This is a genomic window from Leifsonia xyli subsp. cynodontis (genome assembly GCF_050632205.1).
In the GTDB taxonomy this organism is placed as follows: domain Bacteria; phylum Actinomycetota; class Actinomycetes; order Actinomycetales; family Microbacteriaceae; genus Leifsonia; species Leifsonia xyli_D.
Map to the genome: position 1 here is coordinate 3073218 of NZ_CP192578.1, position 22254 is coordinate 3095471.

19 protein-coding genes and 1 pseudogene are annotated in these 22254 nt (G+C 70.9%); 7 read left to right on the forward strand and 13 right to left on the reverse strand.

Annotated elements, in window-relative coordinates; all coding sequences use genetic code 11:
• The first annotated feature begins 101 nt into the window (after positions 1–101).
• Genes ACQ86M_RS15320 through ACQ86M_RS15330 form a run of 3 tightly spaced genes read left to right on the forward strand, consistent with a single transcriptional unit; the run spans position 102 to position 8271 of the window.
• Complete coding sequence (locus ACQ86M_RS15320) at positions 102–6218, forward strand: DUF7507 domain-containing protein (protein WP_431246063.1); 6117 nt, start codon at positions 102–104, stop codon at positions 6216–6218.
• On the forward strand, positions 6215–7288 hold the full coding sequence (locus tag ACQ86M_RS15325) for a DUF7507 domain-containing protein (RefSeq protein ID WP_431246064.1): 1074 nt from the start codon (positions 6215–6217) through the stop codon (positions 7286–7288). The genes ACQ86M_RS15320 and ACQ86M_RS15325 overlap by 4 nt, the downstream gene beginning before the upstream one ends.
• 29 nt (positions 7289–7317) lie before the next feature.
• Entirely contained in the window at positions 7318–8271 is a 954-nt protein-coding gene (locus tag ACQ86M_RS15330; RefSeq protein WP_431246065.1) for a DUF7507 domain-containing protein, read from the forward strand.
• Here ACQ86M_RS15330 and ACQ86M_RS15335 read toward each other — a convergent pair.
• Positions 8187–11012, reverse strand: coding sequence for a hypothetical protein (locus tag ACQ86M_RS15335; RefSeq protein ID WP_431246066.1), 2826 nt, complete (start codon positions 11010–11012; stop codon positions 8187–8189). The two genes, ACQ86M_RS15330 and ACQ86M_RS15335, sit on opposite strands and share 85 nt — an antisense overlap.
• A 150-nt stretch (positions 11013–11162) precedes the next feature.
• On the opposite strand from ACQ86M_RS15335, the gene ACQ86M_RS15340 reads away from it, so the two are divergent.
• A complete protein-coding gene (locus ACQ86M_RS15340; protein WP_431219483.1) occupies positions 11163–11387 on the forward strand; it encodes a hypothetical protein in 225 nt (74 codons plus the stop codon).
• 16 nt (positions 11388–11403) lie between these two features.
• On the opposite strand, the gene ACQ86M_RS15345 is transcribed toward ACQ86M_RS15340, so the two are convergent.
• From ACQ86M_RS15345 to ACQ86M_RS15360, 4 genes are read right to left on the reverse strand one after another with little or no spacing between them, the layout of a single operon-like run.
• Positions 11404–11592 (reverse strand): hypothetical protein, encoded by a 189-nt coding sequence (locus tag ACQ86M_RS15345; RefSeq protein WP_431246067.1) that lies wholly within the window; start codon positions 11590–11592, stop codon positions 11404–11406.
• A gap of 16 nt (positions 11593–11608) precedes the next feature.
• Positions 11609–12238 carry a TMEM175 family protein gene (locus ACQ86M_RS15350; RefSeq protein ID WP_431246068.1) on the reverse strand — a complete coding sequence of 210 codons (630 nt, stop codon included), beginning with the start codon at positions 12236–12238 and terminating at the stop codon, positions 11609–11611.
• A 4-nt stretch (positions 12239–12242) separates the two neighbouring features.
• Positions 12243–12404, reverse strand: coding sequence for a TetR/AcrR family transcriptional regulator C-terminal domain-containing protein (locus tag ACQ86M_RS15355; RefSeq protein ID WP_431246069.1), 162 nt, complete (start codon positions 12402–12404; stop codon positions 12243–12245).
• Positions 12386–12928: a TetR/AcrR family transcriptional regulator C-terminal domain-containing protein gene (locus ACQ86M_RS15360; protein ID WP_431246070.1), complete on the reverse strand. Its 543-nt coding sequence runs from the start codon at positions 12926–12928 to the stop codon at positions 12386–12388. Before ACQ86M_RS15360 ends, ACQ86M_RS15355 begins: the two co-directional genes overlap by 19 nt.
• A 71-nt stretch (positions 12929–12999) precedes the next feature.
• Between ACQ86M_RS15360 and ACQ86M_RS15365 the strand changes: the two genes are divergently transcribed.
• Positions 13000–13731 (forward strand): DUF4386 domain-containing protein, encoded by a 732-nt coding sequence (locus tag ACQ86M_RS15365; RefSeq protein WP_431246071.1) that lies wholly within the window; start codon positions 13000–13002, stop codon positions 13729–13731.
• On the opposite strand, the gene csrA is transcribed toward ACQ86M_RS15365, so the two are convergent.
• The 8 genes and pseudogenes from csrA to ACQ86M_RS15405 form a co-directional block, all read right to left on the reverse strand.
• Positions 13709–13942, reverse strand: a complete 234-nt coding sequence (gene csrA, locus ACQ86M_RS15370; protein ID WP_431219488.1) for a carbon storage regulator CsrA — start codon at positions 13940–13942, stop codon at positions 13709–13711. The two genes, ACQ86M_RS15365 and csrA, sit on opposite strands and share 23 nt — an antisense overlap.
• 9 nt (positions 13943–13951) lie before the next feature.
• Positions 13952–14644, reverse strand: a complete 693-nt coding sequence (locus ACQ86M_RS15375; RefSeq protein ID WP_431246072.1) for a hypothetical protein — start codon at positions 14642–14644, stop codon at positions 13952–13954.
• 28 nt (positions 14645–14672) lie between these two features.
• Complete coding sequence (locus ACQ86M_RS15380) at positions 14673–16730, reverse strand: flagellar biosynthesis protein FlhA (RefSeq protein ID WP_431246073.1); 2058 nt, start codon at positions 16728–16730, stop codon at positions 14673–14675.
• Positions 16727–17821 (reverse strand): EscU/YscU/HrcU family type III secretion system export apparatus switch protein, encoded by a 1095-nt coding sequence (locus tag ACQ86M_RS15385; protein WP_431246074.1) that lies wholly within the window; start codon positions 17819–17821, stop codon positions 16727–16729. Before ACQ86M_RS15385 ends, ACQ86M_RS15380 begins: the two co-directional genes overlap by 4 nt.
• The gene (locus ACQ86M_RS15390) at positions 17818–18579 is read right to left on the reverse strand and encodes a flagellar biosynthetic protein FliR (RefSeq protein ID WP_431246075.1); all 762 of its coding nucleotides are present in this window, start codon (positions 18577–18579) and stop codon (positions 17818–17820) included. Before ACQ86M_RS15390 ends, ACQ86M_RS15385 begins: the two co-directional genes overlap by 4 nt.
• Positions 18579–18854 carry a flagellar biosynthesis protein FliQ gene (gene fliQ, locus ACQ86M_RS15395; RefSeq protein ID WP_431247901.1) on the reverse strand — a complete coding sequence of 92 codons (276 nt, stop codon included), beginning with the start codon at positions 18852–18854 and terminating at the stop codon, positions 18579–18581. The genes ACQ86M_RS15390 and fliQ overlap by 1 nt, the downstream gene beginning before the upstream one ends.
• Positions 18851–19723 (reverse strand): flagellar type III secretion system pore protein FliP, encoded by an 873-nt coding sequence (gene fliP / locus ACQ86M_RS15400; RefSeq protein ID WP_431246076.1) that lies wholly within the window; start codon positions 19721–19723, stop codon positions 18851–18853. The genes fliQ and fliP overlap by 4 nt, the downstream gene beginning before the upstream one ends.
• A 235-nt stretch (positions 19724–19958) precedes the next feature.
• Positions 19959–20111, reverse strand: a pseudogene (locus tag ACQ86M_RS15405) (flagellar biosynthetic protein FliO); the annotation flags it as partial.
• A gap of 114 nt (positions 20112–20225) precedes the next feature.
• Between ACQ86M_RS15405 and ACQ86M_RS15410 the strand changes: the two are divergent.
• Entirely contained in the window at positions 20226–20954 is a 729-nt protein-coding gene (locus ACQ86M_RS15410) for a formylglycine-generating enzyme family protein (protein WP_431247902.1), read from the forward strand.
• Between the two features lie 97 nt (positions 20955–21051).
• Positions 21052–22224 carry a hypothetical protein gene (locus ACQ86M_RS15415; RefSeq protein ID WP_431246077.1) on the forward strand — a complete coding sequence of 391 codons (1173 nt, stop codon included), beginning with the start codon at positions 21052–21054 and terminating at the stop codon, positions 22222–22224.
• Positions 22225–22254 lie beyond the last annotated feature (30 nt).

A 22254-nucleotide genomic window follows, 5' to 3' on the forward strand; every position in this document is an offset into this window, starting at 1 on the left:
GCGCAAGGGGGTTAAGGACCTCCGTGGCGCGGAGTAGCTCAGGCAGCTGTCTTTCGGGCCGTCCTTCCCGCGGGTAGTTTCCGGCACCAGGGAGGTCTCCCATGCACTCGCGCTGGTTTCGCTGGTCGACGCTCGTTCTCGCGACTCTCATCGCGGTGAGCCTGGGCGTGGTATTCCCTGGGGCGCTGCCAGCTCTGGCCGGGCCCGGAAGCGTGATCTCGGGCACCGTATGGGCCGACACGAACCAGAACCAGGTCCGGGACGCAGGCGAGCTGGTGAAGTCCGGCGTCACCGTCACCCTGCTGACGTCCCCGGGCGGCGCGGTGGCCGGCACTACCACGACCGACACGCAGGGGCGCTACACCTTCACCAGCCCCGCCGACGGCGCCTACGTGGTGCAGGTCACGGCTCCGATCCAATTCACCTTCCCGTCGACGCGCGCCGGAGACAATGACTTCGCCTCCGCGGGCGCTCCGGCGCCCGGCCAGCCCCAGCTCGGTGTCACTCTGCCGCAGACGATCAGCGGCGCAACGCAGGCGACCGGGCTGGATGCCGGGATGCAGCCGCTGGCCACCATCCAGGTCGCGCCTCTCGTCACGCAGGGCGGCGCCTGCCAGAACCTGATCGTCACCGGCACGGCGCCCTTCGATGCGACGGACGGAGGCGGTAAGGATTCGAGCGCATCCAACTGCCTCGTGCGCACCTCCGATTCCACGACTCAGTTCTTCTCCGTTTCGCTGACGGGCCTGCCGACGGGCGGCTCGGTGAGCAACGTCGTGCTCGACATCACGGCATCCTCGGCGAACGGTGCGCAGGTCGCGTTCACGGGCCCGGGAGCCGGAGGCCTGCCGACCGGGTGTCTGACCAGCGGCGTCACCCCGGCGTCCAGCATCCAGACCAATCCCGACGGTTCCGTCTCGCTTCACTGCAACATGGGCACTTTCACGTCGGCCGTCGCCCCGTTGCAGGTGACGGTCACGCCCAACAACAACTCCCTCAACGACTCCACCTTCCACCTCACGGCGAGTGCGCGCGCGGCGGGCGGCGACGCCGTGCAATCCGCTACCGTCGTGAACCCGGATGTGACGATCACCGGCGTCCCCAGCTGGGATGTCAGCAAGCGCGATTGGTTCACGACGACCAGCCCGACGACCGCCACGATCAACGGCCAGCAGCAGGTCGGCTATGTGATCAGCGACCTCATCGTCATCGCGCCGACCGCCTCGAAGGGCGAGACGGGACTCGTCTCGCCCCTCACCTTCACGAACCGCCTGAACATTCCCACGGCCCTGATGCTGAGTTGCGGACCGACGCAGAACGGCGGAGGCACGGGACTCGGCGCCACCCCCGGTGCGATCGCCTGCCCGCCGGAAGGCACCCCCGTCGGCACGGGCGGCGCGACGGCGACGATCACGGGACTCTCGGCACAGCAGACGAGCGGATACCACATGCGGTTCTTCGTGCCGCTGCAGGATGCATACCGCCTCATCGACCCGACCTGGCAGCTCGGCCAACCCGTCCCGACCGGCTCCTTCGCCGTGGGGGACCAGATCATCGGGACCGAGGGGTATCACGACGCGTCCGGCCAGCTGAACTACGGCACAGGGTTCGAGCCGGGCTGGAACGGAACCACCGCGTCCGGCAACAACGTGTTGAACGGCCCCAACCTGCAGATCCAGCCGCCGACGCCGGGCATTCCCGGCAGCGGCAAGGCGTACTTCTCCCTGCTGGGCGGATGCTGTTCACCCACGGCCAGCGCCGGGAACCGAACCGGCACGCGCGTCGCCCTCAATACGGACGCGCAGACGACCATCACCAACCCGATACTGGTCGACGTGTTCGACGTGTCGCTGTGGCGGATCGACACGCTCCCCAGCACACCTCCCGCCGGCTATCTGATCGAGTACGCCGTGGGGCCCGACACCACGGATTTGGAGAGCGGCCCTCCGGTCAATGGCGCGTATCCATACACCTCCACCGATCTGAAAGCCGCGGCGCTGACGGGGAACCAGACCCCAGGACCGTACGGCCCGTGGTCAACCGACCCGACCTCATTCGGTGCGGACTGGCGCGACAAGGTCAACATGGTACGGATGCGCCCGATCGACCCGGCGACCTTCCTGCCTCCGAGCTCGTCTCTGCTGCTCAGCTTCGTGCTCCGGGCGCGATCGACTTACAACGGCGGACCCCACGCGGGCCAGGACATCCCCTTCGGCGTCGCCGCCCTCAACGAAGGCGGATGGACCGACCCCACGAAGGCCGAGAACTGGTCCACCACCGAGGCGCTGCTGCGGTACTTCCCGTTGGAGGTGCTGCTCACCAAGTCCACGCCGCAAACCCAGTACTTGCCGGGCGACAGCGTACCGTGGACGCTCGCGCCGCAGGTGAGCGCCGGCGGCCCCGGGCAAACCGTACGGCAATTGACGGTCACCGACACGCTGCCCGCCTCACTCGAGCTCGACGTGCCGTGCACCCAGGCGGCGCTGCCCGCGGGGGTGAGCGTCGCATACAACCCGGTGAGTCGCGTCGCCACGTTCAGCTACGGCGACGTCACGATCCCTGACACGGGAGTGCCGTACCGGCTCCCTCAACTGACGGCGTGCACACGTGTGTCGATGCTGGCCATACCCGGTTCGGCCATCGTCAATTCGGCCACCGTGTCAACGCCTGACGCGCCCTCGAACACGATCACCGCGTCCATCACGATCAACGGTACGGGCCAGCTCGCGCTCCAGAAGTCGGTGGATCGCCCGCTCGTCTCGCCAGGGCAGACCTTCACGTGGCGGCTGGACTGGTCGAACACGACGACCAACATCCCGTTCGCTGCGCCCGACCTGATCGACGTGCTTCCCTGGAACGGGGATGCCGCCAGCGGCTCCCTGTCGAAGCGGGACCATTACGCGTCGGATTACACGGGGACGGAAGGTATCTTTGCGGCGCTCCCGCAGCCCACATACACCGGAGGAGCGACGGGAGCGGTTCCCGGCACCTGGTACTACGCGACGGCTGACCCCTCGACCATTCCGCATGACGCACGAAACCCGGTGAACAGCGGACCGGAGAACCCCGGAGGGCTGTGGCAGACCGCCGCGGAGATCGCGGCCGGCCCGGGCTTCACGGCCGTGACCGCCGTGCGTTTCGTGTCGTCCACCCAACTCGCCCAGGGCCAGGTGGTGCGCGCCCTCATCCCCTCCTCCGCGAACCCGGCGCAGGTGGCCGGCGCGCCCGTCCTGAACAGTCTGTACGTGAACCGCGCCGAGATCTTCTCCGCCACATTCCCCGACCAGCCGCTGCCGTCGAACGAACCGTACGTGCTGATGCCGGGCTGGTCAGTGGGCGACCTCGTCTGGGTCGACCGGGACGTGAACGGGGTCTACGACGCGGCCGACACCGTTGTGGCGGGAGTTCCGGTGGAGGTGCTGAACAGCGGCGGAACCGTCGTCGCGACGGCACAGACCTCGTCGGCCGGCCGCTGGATGGTGGAGGGGCTTCAGGCGGGCACGTACACCGTGCGCATCCCGGCCAGTGCCTTCGCCCCGGGCGGACCGCTCGCGGGGATGCAGGGACTGTCGATCGGCGCGACGAGCACCCTCGCGATCGGCGAGACGCAGGGCAACAAGAACGATCCCTCCGGCGCAGCGGCCAGCGTGGGCTTGAGCAGCTTCCCGGTCACGTTCGCGTACACGACAAGCGCCGACGGGACGATCACCGGCGGGAATCAGCCCCCGCAGGCGGCTACCGACCCGGCGGGTCTGCTGAACCCTCTGCTGCCGGCCGGCTTCATGAATACGAACATGGATCTCACGGCGACGCCGTCGCCTGACATCGCCGTGGTGAAGAGCGCCGACACGACCGAGATCACGCACGTGGGGCAGGTCGTGCGGTACACGTTCTCCGTGACGAACACCGGAGGACTGGCGCTCGACACCGTCGGCGTCGATGATGTGCAGACGGCACCGGCCGGCGCCCTCGACGCAGCACCTGTCTGCGCGGACTCCGCGCTCCTCCCGGGAGCCTCAACCACCTGCACCGCCGCCTACACGGTGACCCAGGCGGACCTCGACAACGGCTCGGTCGCGGACACCGTGACGGCCCACGGCTCACCCCCGGGCACGCTCCCGCCGGTCGTCTCCCCACCGTCCGCGCTATCCATCCCCGTGGCGGCCCCCGCGTCGCTCTCGCTCGAGAAGGCCGCGGACACGGCGACCGTCTCCACCGTCGGCCAGGTGGTGACCTACACGTTCACGGTGACGAACACCGGGGCGCTCACCCTCAATGCGCTCAGCGTGGCGGACCAGCAGAGCGCGCCCGCCGGCGCTTTGGATGCGCCCCCCACCTGCGCCACGACGACCCTCGTCCCCGGCGCATCGACCACCTGCACCGCCACGTACACGGTGACGCAGGCCGACCTCGACCACGGCTCTCTGGCGGACACCGCGATGGCGAGCGCCTCACCGGCGGACGGAGGACCGGACGTCTTCTCTCCCTTCGACGCCCTGACCATCCCCGCGAACACGACCGCTTCGCTCACGGTGCAGAAGACAGCAGACACCGCGACTGTCTCCACGGTCGGCGAGGTGGTCACGTATACGTTCGCGGTCACGAACGCCGGAACAGTGACGCTGAGCTCCCTCACCGTGGCTGACCAGCAGACGGCGCCGGCCGGTCCACTGGATGCGCCGCCCAGCTGCGCCGCGACGACGCTCGCCCCGGGCGCATCCACTACCTGCACGGCGACCTACACCGTGACGCAGGCCGACCTCGACCACGGCTCCGTCGCCGACACCGCCATCGCGAGCGCCTCGCCCGCCGACGGCGGCCCCGATGTCACCTCGCCCCCGGACGGCCTCACCATCCCCTCCGACGCACAGCCGGGAATCGCGCTCGTCAAGACCGCCGACCGCACCGAGATCTCCGCCGTCGGCCAGGTGGTCACCTACACGTTCACCGTCACGAACACCGGCGCGCTCACCCTCAGCTCGCTCAGCGTGGCCGACCAGCAGACCGCACCGGCCGGACTCCTGGACGCGCCGCCGACGTGCGCGGCCACCACCCTCGCGCCGGGCGACTCCACCGATTGCACCGCGACGTACACGGTGACGCAGGCCGACCTCGATCATGGCTCCGTGGCCGACTCCGCCACCGCCTCCGCCATCGCCGGGGGCAGCTCCATCACCTCTCCGCCCGACGACCTGAGCATCCCGGAGCACGCGACGGCCTCCATCACGCTGCAGAAGACCGCGGACACGGCCACCGTCTCCGCTGTCGGCCAGGTGGTCACGTACACATTCGCCGTGAAGAACACCGGGGCGCTCACCCTGAGCTCCCTCAGCGTGGCCGACACGCAGCTGGCGCCGGCCGGTCCACTGGATGCGCCGCCCAGCTGTGCCGCGACGACGCTCGCCCCGGGCGCATCCACCACCTGCACGGCGACCTACACCGTGACGCAGGCCGACCTCGACCACGGCTCCGTCGCCGACACCGCCATCGCGAGCGCCTCGCCCGCCGACGGCGGCCCCGATCTCACCTCGCCCCCGGACGACCTGACGTTGCCGGTGGATGCGCAGCCCGCCATCGCCCTGGTCAAGACGGCCGATCGCACCGACGTCTCCGCCGCCGGGCAGGTCGTCACCTACACCTTCACGGTGACGAACACCGGAGGACTCACCCTCACCGGCGTGCAGGTGGCCGACACGCAGACGGCCCCCGCCCGAGCACTGGACGCGCCGCCCACGTGCGCTGCCACGACGCTCGCTCCGGGCGCATCCACCACCTGCACCGCCACGTACACCGTCACCCAGGCGGACATCGACCACGGCTCCGTCGCGGACACGGCCGTCGCCTCGGCAGACGCCGGCGGCAGCACCGTCACCTCCCCGCCCGACGGCCTCACCATTCCCGCGCCCGCGACGGCATCCCTGTCTCTCGTGAAATCGGCCGACCGCACCGACGTCTCCGCCGCCGGGCAGGTCATCGCCTACACGTTCACGGTGACGAATACCGGAGGACTCACCCTCACCGGCGTGCAGGTGGCCGACACGCAGACGGCCCCCGCCGGAGCACTGGATGCCGCACCGGTCTGCGCGACGACGACCCTCGCTCCGGGCGCATCCACCACTTGCACCGCCACGTACACGGTCACTCAGGCAGACATCGACCACGGCTCGGTCGCCGATACCGCGACCGCCGTCGCCTCGCCCCCGGCGGCGGCCCCGTGACCTCGCCGCCCGACGACCTGACCATCCCAACGACGCCGGCACCCGCCCTGGCGCTCACCAAGTCCTCGGCCACGACGACGGTCACCCACGTCGGGCAAGTGGTCCCGTACGCCATCACTGTCAGCAACACGGGGAACGTCACGATCGCGGGCATCCAGGTCACGGACTCCATGCAGGCGCCGGCGACCGACAGCGGGCTCTCCGCCCTCGCCTGCCCGCAGACGACTCTGGCGGTCGGGGAGCAGATGACGTGCACCGTCTCGTACGCGGCCTCGCAGGCCGACCTCGACGCCGGAGCGATCGCCAACACGGCGACCGCGAGCGGCACCGCACCCGATGGGAGCACCGTCCGCCCTCCGGACGCCTTCCTCATCGTCCCGGCCGACCAGCAGGCGACCCTCGCTCTGAAAAAGACCGGCCAGCTCACCGGGAACGGCCCGCTCGTCGCCGGTGAGAAGGTCACCTACAGCTTCGTGGTCACCAACACGGGCAACGTCACCGTGGATGCGATCGCCATCGACGAGGCCGCATTCAGCGGCTCAGGGCCGCTGCCGGCGCCGATCTGCCCGCCCGGAGCGCTGCCGCCCGGAGCGCAGGCCGTCTGCACGACGGAGTACACGGTGACGCAGGGGGATGTGGACGCCGGCACCGTCGCCAACGCGGCGATCGCGAACGGGACCGCGCCGAACGGACCGGTCTCCTCACCGCCGTCGGATGCCGTCGTCCCGCTGGCAGCCCATCCCGGACTCACCCTGCACAAGTCAGTGGATCCGGTGACCGTCGCCTCCGCCGGCGACACCGTCACCTACCGGTTCGAGGTGAGCAACACCGGCAACGTGTCCGTCAGCGCGCTGGCCATCGACGAGACGGCGTTCTCCGGGACCGGCACCATGACCACCCCGGTCTGCGGCGTCACGGTCCTGGCACCGGGCCAATCGACGACCTGCACCGCCCACTACTCGGTCACCCAGGCGGACGTGGACGCCGGCCATGTGACCAACACGGCGGTCGCGAACGCGACGTCGGCGGGGGCGCGCCGGTCGCATCCAACTCCTCCACCGCTGAGCTGACGGCCAACGGGGTCAGTGCGCTCGAACTGGTGAAGTCGGTCTCGCCGACGTCGGTGGCGAAGGCCGGAGACCCGGTCACCTTCTCCTACGCGCTGACGAACACCGGGGCGGCCACCTTGTCGAACCCGAGCATCACCGAGACGGCGTTCAGCGGTACGGGAACATTGGGCGCGCCGACCTGCCCGGCGAGCATCGCGCCCGGGGCGACGGTGGCCTGCACCGTGGAATACGTCTTCACACAGGCGGACATCGACGCGGGCCGGGTGATGAACACCTCGGTCGCGCACGCAGACTCGCCGTCCGGCGTCGTCACCTCCGACGAGTCGTCGGCCCAGGTGACGGCTCGGCAGACATCGGACATCACGATCGACGTCAGCGGCTCCATCCGCGGCGGGCACGCGGGAGACACCGTGACCTTCAAATACGTCGTCACCAACACCGGCAACACGACCCTGACGACCGTGGGCGTCACGACCACCGCGTTCAGCGGCAGCGGCCCGCAGCCGGTCCCGGTGTGCCCGCTCACGATGCTGCTGCCGGGCGAATCGATGGTGTGCACGGCGCCCTACGTGCTGACCGACGAGGATGCGGCGAAAGGCATCGTGACCACCGAAGCGACCGCGCACGGCGAGCCGCCCAGCGGCGGCGGCGTCGCATCGGAGCCGGGCTCCGCCGATGTGCAACTCCCGCCGATCGTCGTCGTCCCGCAGCCGCCGACCACTCCTCCGTCCAGCACTCCTCCCGCTTCCCCCGCACCGCCGGCGCCGGCCGCCGATGGGGCCGCGCCGCTTGCCGGCACTGGCAGCGACGCCGGGCCGGTGACGGCGATCGCCGCGTTCGCCGCGCTGATGGTGATTACGGGCATCGCGCTGCTGCGGCGCCGGGTGAAGCGGCGAGTTCAAGCCGCCGGCTTCCCGGGCACCGCCTCGAGCCGCTCGATCACATCCAGCAGCGCCTGCCGGTATTGCGGCGCCGACTGGTAGTCCGGGTGCGTCGCCACCTTGACGAGGTAGCGCGGCGGTCCGAATTCGTCGGCGCCGCGGTCGAGGTCGTCGGGGCGGCGGTCGTCGAGGCGGTAGCTGTTGATCGGGAAGCCGAGGTAGTCGGTGCGCCGCCACAGGTTGATCCAGGCGACGGACCCGTCGGGCTGGGTCAGCAGCTGCACGAGCGACGGGTCGTCGGCGCCCGACGGGGTGACGGTCACCGGCTCGCCGCCCTGGTCGAGTTCGACCTGCGTGAACCACGGGTCGCCCTTGCCGAGCAGCGGCCGCCGCGAGCCGAGCGTGCCGAGCGCATCCGGCCCGAACAGCTCCGGGAAGAACCGGCCGAAGTAGACGCGCAGCTGCGCGCCGTACGTCAGCAGCCCGACGTTGTGGAGCCGCTCGGCGTCGCCCGGCCGCAGCGTGAACAGTGTCGAGACGGCCAGCACGGCGCCGAGGCTGTGCGCCGAGAGCACCACGCTGAACGGCCGCTCCCGGGTGAGCGCGTCGTCCTGCTGCTGGTCACGCCAGTGCAACTGCTCCGCCAGGTCGAGACCCTCCGGCGGGGTGAGGTCGTGGGTCAGCCAGTCGGTCACCCGGTCGCGGAGCTCGGGGACGACGCGCTCGGCGTAGCAGGGTGGCCCGAACGGATGCCCGGCGCGAGGAAGGAAGCACATCAGGTCCCACATCACGCTGATCGGGCGCTCCTTCGCCGTGAGCGCGTTCTCGACGATCACCGCGAGGATGGCCGCCGCGATCACGGTGAGGGCCGGCCCGACCAGCGCGTCGACCGCCCGGAACGGCACCGAGTACGACACGGCGAGCGCGATGACGAAGTCGACGGCGAGCAGGCCCGCGAGGATGCCGAGGATGGGCTCCCCGCGGTGCACGAGGGCGGCGAGGCGCCGCGCGCGCAGGATCTTGAGGGCGAGCCGGTCGGCGGTGGTGCTGGCGTCGATGCGGCCGTCGCGGTACGCATCCACCTGCTCCAGCAGCGGGCGGCGGCCCCCGAGCGTGCGCGGGGTCGTCAGCCGCGGCATCCAGCGCAGCAGCGAGAGGGCGATGCCCGCGGCGATGAGCGCCAGCGCGAGGGCGACGAACGGGAGGACGTCACCGAAGTTGTGGTAGACGATCGGAGGCCGGAGGACGTGGTGCGGGCCCGCGGTGACGCAGCCGCACGGAGTCGACCCGCTGACCAGCCAGCCCTGCACCCCGAGCACGAGAAGGGTGGAGAGGATCATCGCCGCCCCGAGCGACAGGAGCATGAGGATGCCCGGCCCCATCCCCGCCCAGCCCTCGGCCCGGAAGCGCTCCGGCGGGCCGGCCCGGCGGCCGGAAGGCGAGCGCGGCCACCACCAGACGAGGACGAGCTGCGCGGCGGTGAGCAGGGCGGCGACGGCGAACAGCGGCACGCGCAGCGGTCCAGGGTGGCCCCCGACCGTCGCCGGGTTCTGCGCCACTCCGGCGAGGAACGTCAGTCCGGCGACGGTCATCAGCGCGATCGACAGCCAGTGCGGCACACCGCGCCGCCAGCCCAGCGCCGAGATGCAGATGGCGACCAGCACCCCGAGGATGATGGACGGCGCCGTCGCGAGGCCGAGGAACGCCCCGGTGCCGGGCACCTCGTACTGCCCGCCGAACCAGAGGGATGCGCCCACGAACACGTAGATGACGACGCCGCCGACGAGGATCCAGGCGGTGACCGTTCCCGTCCGGCGGAGGCGATCGCGCAGGTACTCGTTCACCGGACCCCCGCCCGGATTCGTCGTCTCGGCTAGCACGCCGACGCAGACGATCGCCGCCACGAGGCCTGCGGCCGCGGCGACCCCGCCGATCAGGATCGGCAGATCGCCCCTCTGCGCCGCCGCGACGAGGCACTCGGGCGAGACGAAGGTCTGCAGTTTCGCGCAGGCGGCGGTGCCCGCGAACATCCGGTCCCACGCGAGCAGCAAGGCCACCAGCAGGAACGCCGCGGCGAGGTGCAGCCGCTCGGTCGGCGATCCCACCCGGGCCGTGCGCCAGAAGCCCTCCGAGGCGAGCGGTCGCAGCTTCCCGGTGCGCTGGACGCCGCGCCCGCCCATCCGGTCGGCAGCGTCGAAGATCGCGGCCTCGTAGCGGGCGCGTGCCCGGCGCGAGACGAGGAACAGCAGCAGCACACCGCCGATCGGGACGAGCGAGAGAAGCGCCAGCTGCGGCCCGCGCCAGGAGAGCGGCGGCTGGCTGAAGAAGTCGGCGAAACCCCCGGGCAGGGCCGTGCAGGCCGTACCGCTGATGCACTGCACGCCCAGGTCCAGGCTGACCGAGCCGAGGGCGCACACGTACAGCAGCGTCAGCCCGAGCGCGAAGATGCGCAGCGAGGCGCCGCCGACCCCGGAATCCCACTCGCCCCCGGGGCGCTGCGCCGGGATGCGGCGCGTCCAGTACGCGGTGTTCGCCAGGCCGAACGGCGCGAGCAGCAGCCACGCGAGCTGCACGAAGAGCTGCCCGATGAACAGGATCGGCCCGGAGCCATAGCGTGCCAGCCGGCCCCACGAGTAGGCCTCGGTGCGCACGCCCGCCGGAGGGACGGCCGGATCGACGGTCTCGGGTGGGTCATCGGGGTCGCGGTCGGCCTCGTCCTGCTTCGGCGCCCACCAGAAGCCGCCGTTCTCGTCCCCCTGCGTCTGCCGCAGCTCGCTCTGCTCGTGCCCGAGGATCTCCGTCGGCGGCGTGTTCTTGATGCCGTGGATCCGCAACTCAAGCACGCGATGGGGCCACTCGCCCGCTTGTGCCTCTTCGCTCATCGGCCCGCCCATCGTCGATACGACGGGCGAAGAATACTGCCGGGGATACGTGTGCGGCTACAGCGCATCCACCTGTAGCAGTTGCGGGCTGCACGGCGTAATGTCCCTCGTATGAGCAACCCAGAGCAGCCGATCGGCGACGCACGCGAGAACCTCGAGGGCAGCTACACCGAGGTGGATGGCGAGCTGCCGCACGAGCGCACCGTGCACGGGCAGTACACCGAGACCGAGGGGGTCGGACCGGAGGCCGCGACCGAGGGCACCTACACGGACGCCCAGGAGCCGGTCGATGCGCCCGATGGCGAGTACACCGAGGGCGACTACGACGAGCCGTGAGCGACGGGCCTGACGATCAGGCGTAGCGCTTGCGCGCCTTCTCGGCCTGCGCCTGCGCCTTCTTGCGGGCCTTCTTCACGTCGGGCGCGCTCCAGAACGACGCCAGCGATCCGGTGATCTGCTCGTAGCGCTCGCGGCCCGCGCGGGCGCCGAGGAGGTATGCCGCCAGCAGGGCGATCAGGATGACGAAGATGTTGGGTCGCATGCCCCGACGCTAGCCCTCAGGCCGTCTTCTGGGAAGATCCGTACACCAGCCGGCGCAGCAGCGCGTGCAGCGGGCGCGCGAGGAACAGCAGGAACAGCCACCACAGGTTCACGGCCGGGACCAGGACGGCGAGGACCAGCGCGAGCGCCATGATGATGACCTCGGCGAAACCGCGCGTCTTGTCGATATCGCTGCGGGCCGCTTCCGTCATCAGCTCCGGTTCCCGGTACAGCGCCCAGCCGATCAGCTTCGTCGCGACGGATGCGAGGAGCATGTCGCCGATGTAGAGCGCGTACACCTCGGGCCGCTCACCCGCGCTCGCCGAGAGCACGTTCGCGCTGAACGGGATGGTGACGATCGCGATCAGCCACAGGAAGTTGAACCACACGATCCACGCGTTGTAGTCGCGGACCGACTCGAAGATCGAATGGTGCACCACCCAGAACCGGGCGATGACGGCGAAGGACACGACGAACGCGAAGATCTCCCAGAAGTTGCGGTCGATGAACTGCCCGAACGACGCGTCCCCGATCTGCGACGCGGCGTCCACCAGCGGCAGGATGAGCAGCGTGATCGCGATGGCGACGGTCGCGTCCGAGAAGTTCACGAGCCGGTCGAGCCCGCGCTCCGTCCTGATCACCGCCATGCGGTCATTCTGCCGCAGCCGGTCCCTGGCCGGCGCTCGCCCACTCCGGGCGCAGCCGTTCGACACCGTCGAGGATGAGGTCGAGCCCCGTCGCGAACTCGGCGTCGTAGTCGTACCCGCCGCGGGACATCTCGACCACCACCTCCATCAGGTAGGGGAACTGCATCGCCAGCTCGGGGGCGTCGCCTCGAGCTTCTGCTCGGCGACTTCACCCGACTCCTCCGCGGTGTCGAACGGCAGCGTCTTCTCCTGCAGGGCGAAGCCGTAGACGTAGGCGTCGAGGGCGGAGGTGACGTGCACGGCGGTGCGGAACGAGAAGCCCGAGCGGCGGAGGCAGCCCATCATGGCGTCGTGCTGACTGAGGTTGGCGAGGCCCGGTCGCATCCGCGACTCCATCAGCCCGACGGCCCACCGGTGGCGGAGCAGGGCCGACCGGAGGGATGCGGCGCGCCGGCGCATGGCGTCACGCCAGGCGAACGGGGGCGACGGCGGCTCGACCTCCGCCCAGACGCGGTCGACCATCCCGTCGATCAGCTCGTCCTTGTTCGACACGTGCTTGTACAGCGCCATCGGCACGACGCCGAGCCGCTGCGCGAGGGTGCGCATGCTCAGACCGTCGAGGCCGTCGGCGTCGGCGAGCGCCAGCCCCGCGTCGATCACACGATCGGCGGTGAGGGTCGCTCTTGACATGGTGTACAGCGTACACCTATCGTGATGCACAGCAGGTGTACGCCGTACACCTCGCATCCCGAGAGGACACCATGGATCCGGATCGCCGCCGCTCGCTCGCCGCGGGCGTGCTCTTCCTGCTGACGTTCGCCACCTCCATCCCCGGCGCACTCCTTTACGGGCCGGTGCTCGGCGATCCGCGGTTCGTGCTCGGCTCGGGCGCCGCCGGGCCGGTGCTCGCCGGGGCTCTCTGCGAACTCGGCCTGGTGATCGCCAACCTCGGCACAGCGATCGCGCTCTACCCGCTCCTCCGGCGGACCAGCCCGTCCCTCGCCCTCGCCTACGTCGTCGCGCGCGTGATGGAGTCGACGCTGATCGCGGTCGGCATCCTCAGCCTGCTCACCGTGGTGACGCTGCGACAGGACGGAGCGTCGGGAGCCGGAGACGCCGCAGCGGTGCTGATGGCGCAGGCGCTGGTCGCGCTGCACGGGTGGACGTTCCTGCTCGGGCCCGGCTTCGTCGTCGGGCTCGGCAACGGCCTCCTCCTCGGCTGGATGCTGTACCGCGCAGGGCTGGTGCCGTTCGGCTGGGCTCTCGTCGGGATGATCGGGGGGCCGATCCTGTCACTGTCCGGCATCGCGGTGCTGCTCGGCGCCTACGACCAGGTTTCGCCCTGGTCGGCGCTGGCGACGCTGCCGGAGTTCGCGTGGGAGGCGTACCTCGGCATCGCGCTGACCGTGCGTGGGCTGCGTGGGCCGCGGGAGTCGCGCACGCCGCGTGCTCACGGCACGTCGGCACGGCTCAGAGACCGAGCGACTTCTTGATCAGCGCGGCGGCGTCATCGGTGGCGGCGCTCTCCGTGGCCTCCTGATTGGCCTCGGTCACCGCCTTCACCACCTCGTCGCGCTGGATGCGGATGCCGCGCGGCGCGTCGATCCCGATACGGACGCCGTCGCCCCGGGACTCGAGGATGGTCACGACGATGTCATCGCCGATGAGCACCCGCTCGCCCGCCTTGCGCGTCAATACCAGCATCGTCCCACCCTATCCGCCGGGCGGCGCGTCCAGCCAGAGCACCGGCAGGCCGAGCAGATGGACGGAGCCGGGCGAACCGGTGAAGGATGCGCCGGTCGCGGCCACGGCATCCACGGCGAGCACCGCATCCACCGCCCGCACCCACGCGGCGGTGTCCTCGACCTTGCGCGACACGTCGACCGCGACCCAGACCTGGTCGGGGGCGATGCCGGCGAGGTCGGCGGCGAGCCCGGGGACGGCACCGGGGGCGGCGATCGGGAAGGATGCGACGATCGGGATCTCCCGCCGCACGCCGTCGGCACGGGCGGCGAGGGCGTCGCGGCGGTCGGCCACCCGCTGAACCTCGGCGGCCGCGTCGGCGGAGGCGGCCAGGACGCGGGCGGCCTCGTGCGCCTCGGGGCCGAGGCCCACCACGAGGGTGAGGTCGCCGCGTCCGCGGAGCCTCGCCGGCGGCGGCCCGGCGGCGTCCGCCTCCCGCCGCTCTTCCCCGAGCGGTGAGTCGTGGCGCGAATCCTCGCCGAGTTGCGACATCAACTCACCACTCGGCGCGGATTCGAGCCACGACTCACCGCTCGACGCAGCCGCGGACGCCGCGGACGCCGCGGGCGACGGCGCGGCCAGCTCGGGCGCGTCGACCGCCCGCACGAGGTCGTCGAGCACCGCCTGGAACGCCAGCGACGACGTCGAGACGGCGGGCAGCACCTCCGCCTCGTCGGATCCGCCGACCCACTCAGGCCGCGATCGACTCCGCACCGCGGACCACCCCCACGGTCTCGATCGCGGCCTGGACGGCCGTCACCTCCTGGTACGACAGCACCGTGAGGCCCGCGATCTGCCCGGCGACGAGCCGCCGGATCGCAGGACGCAGCGCCGGCGCGCACACGAGCACGGCCGAGACACCGGCGTCGTCGAGCCGGCCCGCGGTGTCGCGGATGGACGCGAGCACCGCCTCCAGCCGCACCGGGTCGAGCACGATCTGCGTCCCGTGCTCCGACGGCCGAAGGCCTTCGAGCATCGACTGCTCCAGCCCGGGGTCGATCATGATCACGCGCAGCGTCCCGCCGTCGATGTGCGGCGCGACGACGGCCGGCCCGAGAGCGGACCGGGCCGCCTCGACCAGCCCCTCGGGGTCGTTCGAGAGCTTCGCGCGCAGGGTCAGGGCCTCCAGGATGCGCGGCAGGTCGTTGATCGGCACCTGCTCGGCCAGCAGTCCCTGCAGCACGCGCTGCACCTCGGCGAGCGACAGCAGCGCCGGGATGAGCTCCTCCACGGCGGGCGGGTTCACTTGCTTGACGCCCTCGGTGAGCATCCGCACATCCTCGCGGGTCAGGAGGCGCGCGGCATTCGACGTGATGATCGACGAGAGGTGGGTGATCAGCACCGAGACGCGGTCGATCACCGTCGCCCCGCCGAGCTCGGCGCTGTGCCGCATCTCCGACGGGATCCACTTCGCCGGCAGCCCGAACACGGGCTCCACCGTCGGCGTGCCCGGCAGGTTGTCGAGCGCGTCGCCGAGGGCGAGCACGCGGCCGGACGGCGCCTGCCCGCGTCCCGACTCCACCCCGGCGATCTTGATGACGTACGTCGACGGCGGCAGTTCGGCGCTGTCGCGCGTGCGCACCGGCGGCACGATGACGCCGAGCTCCAGCGCGATCTTGCGGCGCAGGGCCCGCACCCGGGCGAGGAGGTCGTCCGACGCGCCGCTCACGATGTCCACCAGGTCGGGCGCGAGCGTGATCTCGAGGGCGTGGACGCGCATCTGCTCGATGAGGTCCTCGGTCGTCTCGGTCTTCGTGGCGGTCGCCACCGCGTTCTGCGCCGCCTGCGCCTTCTTCGCCGCCGCCTGCGCGGTCTTGATGCGCTGGGACGCCAGGATGAGGAACGCCCCGACGAGCACGAACGGGATGGGCGGCATCCCCGGGATGAGCGCCATCACGATCGCCGCGCATCCCGCGATCATCAGGGCGTTGCGCGACTGGCTCAGCTGGCCGCTCGCCGTGGTTCCCATGTCGGACTCGGCGTTGGACCGGGTCACGATCATGCCGGTCGAGACGGCCATGAGCAGGGCCGGGATCTGCGAGACGAGCCCGTCGCCGATGGTCAGCAGCGTGTACGAGTTGACGGCGGAGAGGAGGTCCATTCCGCGCTGCACCATGCCGATCGCGATGCCGCCGACCACGTTGATGACGATGATCAGGATGCCCGCGATCGCGTCGCCCTTGACGAACTTCGAGGCGCCGTCCATCGCGCCGTAGAAGTCCGCCTCCGCCGACACCTCGGCGCGCCGGGCACGGGCCTGCTCCTCGGTGATGAGTCCGGCGTTGAGGTCGGCGTCGATCGCCATCTGCTTGCCCGGCATCGCGTCGAGGGTGAACCGCGCGCCCACCTCGGCGACGCGCTCGGCGCCCTTGGTGACCACGATGAACTGGATGACCACGAGGATGAGGAACACCACCGCGCCGATGATGATCGACCCGCCGACGGCGACATGGCCGAACGCCTGGATGACCTGCCCGGCGAACCCGTCGCCCAGCACGAGCCGCGTGGAGGCGACGTTGAGGCCGAGCCGGAACAGCGTGGCGACGAGGAGCAGCGACGGGAACACGGAGAAGTCGAGCGGCTTCTTGACGAACATCGTGGTGAGCAGGATGACCAGCGCCAGCATGATGTTGACGATGATGAGCATGTCGAGCAGCCACGACGGCACCGGCACGACGAGCAGCATGATGATGCCGACGACTCCGATCGGCACGGCCACCTTGGCGGCGAGACCCTTGTTCGGCTTCATGTCAGCCCTCCTTGCAGCTGGGGTCGCATGGTGTGCACTCCGGTCGCCGAGCCGCGCTGCTTCAGCGACATGACGAACGCGAGGACGCGGGCGACGGAGTTGTAGAGCTCGACCGGGATCTCGTCGCCGATCTCGCACCCGGCGTGCAGCGCACGCGCGAGCGGGATGTCCTTCACGATGGGCACGCGCTCCTCCTCGGCCTTCTCGCGGATGCGCAGGGCGATCGCACCGGCGCCCTTCGCCACGACCCGCGGAGCCGACTTGCCCGGCTCGTACTTCACGGCCACGGCGATGTGCGTCGGGTTCACGAGCACCACATCCGACCCTCCGATCGCGGCGATCATGCGGTTGCGGCTCATCGCCAGCTGGCGCGAGCGCCGCTGCGAGCGCACCAGCGGGTCGCCCTCGGTGTTCTTGTTCTCGTCGCGCAGCTCCTGCTTGCTCATGCGGGTGTGCTTTCGGTTGCGCCGCATCACGACGAGCACGTCGAGGCCGGCGAGCACGAGGCCGGCGCCGATGGCCGCCTGGAGCAGCCCGGCCGTGCCACCGGTCGCCGCCGACAGCAAGGAGGTGAGCGGCATCGACCCGGACGACAGCAGCACCGGCATCAGCCCCTGCACCACCAGGAACAGCCCGATCGCGACGACGCCCGACTTCAGCAGCGTCTTGGCGCCCTCCCACAGTGCGCGCATCCCGAACACCCGGCCGAGCCCCTGCACGATGTTGAACTGCTCGTACTTGCCCTCGAGCTTCTTGAAGTGGATGCCGCCCTGCACGGCCGCAGCGCCCACCACGGCGAGCGCGCCCACGCCGAGCAGCGGGCCGATGGTCGCCATGATGCTGCCCAGGCCGTCGCCGAGCGCCGCGACGGCCTTGGCCGGGTCCGGGCTCTCGATCACCGAGCGGACGGAGAAGAGCTGATCGATCGCGGCGGTCGTCCCGCTCTGCAGCGTGAACGGCAGCATCACCGCCGCGGCGCCGACACCGACCCACGCGGTGAGGTCGGAGGACTTGCTGAGGCGGCCCTTGGAGCGGGCCTCCTTCATCCGCTTGTCGGTCGCCTTCTCGGTGCGTTCCTGCGCGTCGCTCACCGGCCCACCCCCAGCATCGTCTTGACGGCGGTGTCCGTGAGGCCGGAGACGACTCCGGGCAGCGCGACGAACACGATCGCGGAGAGCACGACCGTGAGCATGATCTTCAGGGGGAAGCCGAGGGAGAAGGCGTTGAGCGCGGGCGCGACGCGGGTCAGCAGGCCGAGCCCGACATCCGCGAGGAACAGCACGACGATCAGCGGACCGGCCACCTGCAGGGCGGCGAGGAACATCTGGGTCACTCCGTTGACCATCTCCTTCGCCGGGTCGGCCATGCTGAGGCCGGCGGCAAGCGGGATGGCGTCGAACGACCGCACCAGCCCTCCGATGATGAGCTGGTATCCGCCCGACGCGAACAGCAGCGCGAGGGCGGTCAGCTGGAACATCCGGGTGAACTGGGCGCCGTTGATCATGGACTGCGGGTCGAACGCCTGCGCGAGCTGGAAGCCGCCGAACAGGTCGATCAGACTCCCCGCCGACTGGATGGCCGCGAAGACCACGAAGACGAGGAACCCGAGCGTCGCACCCACCGACAGCTCGCGGACCATGTCGAGGAGGAACGCCCCCGTGTCGCCCGAGTGGTAGCCGGCGCCCACCCGCGGCGCGACCGCGATGGCCAGGCCGATCGCGAGCATCCCCTTCACCTGCGCCGGGAAGCCGTTGTACGAGAACGGCGGCGCGATGACGAGGAACGCCACCATGCGGAGGGACGCCAGCGCGATCGCCTCGATGGCGGCCAGGTCGATGGGGATGTTCATCAGCCGTGCCCCAGCAGCTGCGGCAGCTTCTCGAACAGCGCCTGGGTGAACGAGACCAGCTCGGAGATCATCCACTGCCCGCAGATGATCAGCGCAACCGCGACCGCCGCCGCCTTCGGCACGAACGAGAGGGTGACCTCCTGGATCTGCGTGATCGACTGCACCAGCGAGATCGCGAAACCCACGACCAGCGCGGTGATCACGATGGGCGCGGCCAGTTTCGCGGTGACCATGAGGCCCTGCATGGCGATGTCCAGAACGGCGCTCGGGTTCATCCGCCACCCCTGTAGCTCGTGATCAGACTCGTGATGATCAACCCCCAGCCGTCGACCAGCACGAACAGCAGGATCTTGAACGGCAGCGAGATCATCACCGGCGGGAGCATCATCATGCCCATCGACATGAGGGCCGCGGAGACCACCATGTCGATCACCAGGAACGGCACGAAGATGACGAAGCCGATGATGAAGGCGGCCCGCAGCTCCGAGATCATGAACGCCGGGATGAGCGTGAGCAGCGGCACGGAGTTCATGTCGCTCGGGTTCGGCCGGCCGGCCGCGCGGGTCATCAGCGCGATGTCCTCCTCGCGGGTGTGCGCCGACATGAAGTGCCGGAGCGGCCCCTCGGCCAGGTGCACCGCGGCGGTGAAGTCGATGTGGCCGGCCAGATACGGCTGCACGGCCGAGTTGTTGATGTCGACCAGCACGGGGCTCATGATGAACAGGCTGAGGAACAGCGAGAGCCCGGCGAGCACCTGGTTCGGCGGGATGGACGGCATCGCGAGCGCGTTCCGGGTGATTGCGAGCACGACGAAGATCTTGGTGAACGACGACATCATCAGCAGCAATGCGGGCGCCACCGAGAGCACGGTGATGCCGACGAGGGTCAGGATGGCCGCGTTCGGGGTGCCGTTCGGGCCGTTGATGTCGAGGGTGATGCCGCCGCTGCCGCCGGCGCCCGTCGGGCCGGTCGGGCCGCCGGGGGTCGGGACGGGCGTGGGGACGGCGTGCGCCGCGTTCGCACCCAGGAGCACGATCGCGACGGCGACGAGCGCGACCAGCAGACCGGCCAGCGCGAGGCGGGGCAGCCGCCCGGCGCGCGCCGTCACTTCTTGTGCCGCACCGCCGAACTCGCCTGCCGCCACGTGGCCGGGGACAGGATCGAGCCTTTGAGTGCCTCGTCGAAGAGCGAGGCGCGTCCCTGCGCCGTGAGGAAGTCGGCATCCTGCCTGGTGGTCGTGGTGGTGATGTCGTCCGTGCCCGTGCGGAGCGCCGTCTCGGGCTGCGCCTCCGGTACCCGGACCAGGGGGTGACGCCCGCGTCCTGCGGGCGGTCGGCGGTGTGGAGCACGGACACCTGGCGCTCGGTGACGCCGAGGACGAAGCGGTTGCCGTCCACATCCACGACGACGACCGACGCCTTCGGCCCGATGCCCTGCCGCCCCACGACCGTCACGGCGTTGCCGCGACGTCGCCGTGCGGTGGTGCGGCCCTTGGTCACCCGGCGCTGCACGAACCACAGCAGGGCGACCATCACGCCGAGCACCACGAGCACGCGCAGGGCGATGAACAGGGTCTCCACGTCAGCGTCTATCGGCCGGCGGGGCGCTCGCGTTAGCCGTGGGAGGGTGGATAGGTGGAGATCGAGATGGCGCGCATCCCGGCCGGGAGCGTGCAGCTGCACGACGCGCGCCGCAAACGGCGCTGGAGGGTCGAGCTGGAGGAGTTCGAGCTCGGCGTCTTCGCTGTCACCGAGGAGCAGGTGGCCGAGCTCATCGGGGGCGAGCGGGCGCATCCACGGCGGCCGGCGACGGACGTCAGCTGGCTACGCGCCATCCGCCTCTGCAACGCGGCGTCGGAGTGGGAGGGCCTCGACCCCGCGTACACGTTCGACGGTGAGGATGTGACCTGGCACGTGGATGCGGACGGCTACCGCCTGCCGACGGAGGCCGAGTGGGAGTACGCCCGCCGTGCCGGGTCCACCGCGCCGCACTACGGACCGCTGCTGGAAGTGGCCTGGACGAGCGCCGACGGGCTCACCGCGCCCGCCGACGTTGGCGTGCGCCTGCCGAACCTCAACGGCCTGTTCGACACGCTCGGCAACGTCTGGGAGTGGTGCTGGGACCTCCTCGACCCGGGACGCTACGGCGACTACCGGGTCTTCCGCGGCGGCGGCTTCGCCGACGACGCCTGGAACGTGCGCGCCTCGGTGCGCCGGGGCGGGCCGCCGCGGACGCAGTACGAGGACGTCGGTTTCCGCTTCGCGCGCGGCGGATTCGACGCAGGGGGCGCAGCGCAGGGCTGGTCGGCCGCGGCGGATGCGGAACTCGCGGGCGTCGACGGCCCGCTGCCTCCGGGGTGGACGCCGTTGCGCTGACCTGTCGACCGGTGCGTCACATCCCGTGCCCGCGTCCGTCTTCTCTATAGGATCGGTGCTCGCCGGTCGATGCGCGACGGCGAACGGGGGATGCGCAGTGGATGACGTCGTGATGGTGACCGCCGGGGCGCCTCGGCGCACGGGGCGCGTCTGGATCGGAGCGACCGCGTTCGTCCTGCTCGCCACGAGCCTCGGGATCGGAGCGGGCGCCGGCTGGCAGGCGCTCGCGCTGGAGGCGGCCGCTACCGCCGATCGCAGCCTCGCCGCCGCCTCGGACTCCCTGGACCGCGTCACCGAGCAGCGCGGGTCCGCCATCGACAAGGCGCACGCGGCCGTGTCGTCGCTCGACGCGTTCGTCGCGCATCCACGCCCCGACTACGTCTCCGAACCGGCATCGAAGGCGCTCGCGGCGGCGCAGACGAAGCTCCGGACCACGAGCAAGGGACTCACGTACACGCCCTTCGACGCGCCGCACGCCGCGCCGCTCGCCGACCTCCTGCCCTGGACCGTGCTGGCCCACGTGCAGCACGCCGCGCAGCTGACGCGCTCCGAGGTCGCCGACCGGCGGGCGCGGGCAGCCGACGTCGCCGCGCTCAGCCGGGCGCAGAAGACGCTGACGACGGCCGCCACCGCGGTCTACACGGAGCTCGCAGCGCACGGGGAGCAGGTGCTGACGGCCGACGCGTCCGCGACGTACGCCAGCCGGATCGACCTGCGGCACGCGATCGACGCGGGCAAGCCGGGCGTGCTGTCGGCGCAGTTCGGCGGCTCCGGCCTTCTGGGCATCGTGACGACCGTCGACGAGGTGAACGCGGCCCAGGCCGCCGGCGAGGCCGCCAAGCAGGACCCGGCCTACCCCGTCCGGCTGCGCATCGAGGACTACGCGCGGTCCATCGCGCACGGCGTCACCCTCGACTTCGAGTGGCACCACCTCGTGAGCGGGCTCGGCGACGACTGGTACTCCGGCACGACGCAGTACCACGAGGACGACGGGGGCTGGGCGACGATCGACCTCAACTTCGGCGTGCAGGACGGCTTCGGCCGGGGCGACGTGGATGCGCGGGCGCTGGTCACGCACGAGGTCGGCCACGCGCAGGTGGTGCGCCCCGCGTGCAAGGCGCTCTTCGTCGGGCCGGTCTTCCACGGCGACGACGAGATGTGGGCGACCGCGTGGGCGATCTCGATGGGGTTCGACACCGCCGGCTCGGGCATCGAGGCGTACGGCCGACCGAGCGACCAGCAGATCGCGGTCGCCGGCCAGTGCCGCTGACGCCACGCGGCTCCCGGTGGCGGCGCCGGT

Excerpts from the sequence above, each read along its gene's own strand:
- ACQ86M_RS15320 (WP_431246063.1), top strand. The coding sequence starts at position 102 with ATGCACTCGCGCTGGTTTCGCTGGTCGACGCTCGTTCTCGCGACTCTC.
- ACQ86M_RS15340 (WP_431219483.1), top strand. The coding sequence starts at position 11,163 with ATGAGCAACCCAGAGCAGCCGATCGGCGACGCACGCGAGAACCTCGAG.
- ACQ86M_RS15345 (WP_431246067.1), bottom strand. The coding sequence starts at position 11,592 with ATGCGACCCAACATCTTCGTCATCCTGATCGCCCTGCTGGCGGCATAC.
- ACQ86M_RS15350 (WP_431246068.1), bottom strand. The coding sequence starts at position 12,238 with ATGGCGGTGATCAGGACGGAGCGCGGGCTCGACCGGCTCGTGAACTTC.
- ACQ86M_RS15355 (WP_431246069.1), bottom strand. The coding sequence starts at position 12,404 with ATGCAGTTCCCCTACCTGATGGAGGTGGTGGTCGAGATGTCCCGCGGC.
- ACQ86M_RS15360 (WP_431246070.1), bottom strand. The coding sequence starts at position 12,928 with ATGTCAAGAGCGACCCTCACCGCCGATCGTGTGATCGACGCGGGGCTG.
- ACQ86M_RS15365 (WP_431246071.1), top strand. The coding sequence starts at position 13,000 with ATGGATCCGGATCGCCGCCGCTCGCTCGCCGCGGGCGTGCTCTTCCTG.
- csrA (WP_431219488.1), bottom strand. The coding sequence starts at position 13,942 with ATGCTGGTATTGACGCGCAAGGCGGGCGAGCGGGTGCTCATCGGCGAT.
- ACQ86M_RS15380 (WP_431246073.1), bottom strand. The coding sequence starts at position 16,730 with ATGAAGCCGAACAAGGGTCTCGCCGCCAAGGTGGCCGTGCCGATCGGA.
- ACQ86M_RS15390 (WP_431246075.1), bottom strand. The coding sequence starts at position 18,579 with ATGAACATCCCCATCGACCTGGCCGCCATCGAGGCGATCGCGCTGGCG.
- fliQ (WP_431247901.1), bottom strand. The coding sequence starts at position 18,854 with ATGAACCCGAGCGCCGTTCTGGACATCGCCATGCAGGGCCTCATGGTC.
- ACQ86M_RS15410 (WP_431247902.1), top strand. The coding sequence starts at position 20,226 with ATGGCGCGCATCCCGGCCGGGAGCGTGCAGCTGCACGACGCGCGCCGC.